At 61.1% G+C, this 437-nt stretch carries 1 pseudogene; it reads left to right on the forward strand.

The features are described from left to right. Positions 1-437: pseudogene (locus C722_RS25950) on the forward strand (IS21 family transposase); the annotation flags it as partial.

Genomic DNA, 437 nt, shown 5'->3' on the forward strand with positions numbered 1-437 from the left:
GCCGGATGTATTTCCGCGACAAGCTGTCGCTGCATGAGATAGCCAAGCGCACCGGGTTGGCGCGCAACACGATTCGCAAGTGGGTCAGAGCACCTGAGGCCAAGCCGCCGGTCTACCAACGCCGCGCGATCTTCAACAAACTCAGCCCTTTTCACACCACGCTGGAGCAGGCGCTAAAAGGCCGATTCGCTGCGGCCCAAGCAACAGCGGCGCAGTGCCAAGGCGCTGTTGGCGCAAATCAAAGCCGAAGGTTATGACGGTGGCTACAGCCAGCTCACCGCGTTTATCCGTGCCTGGCGAGGGGGACAGGGCAAGGCGTCGCAGGCCTTTGTGCCGCTGACCTTTGCTCTTGGCGAGGCGTTTCAGTTTGACTGGAGCGAGGAAGGCTTGCTGGTCGGCGGCATTTACCGGCGTATGCAGGTGGCACATCTGAAGCT

The organism is Pseudomonas sp. 313 (assembly GCF_000316965.1).
Lineage (GTDB): Bacteria > Pseudomonadota > Gammaproteobacteria > Pseudomonadales > Pseudomonadaceae > Chryseomonas > Chryseomonas benzopyrenica.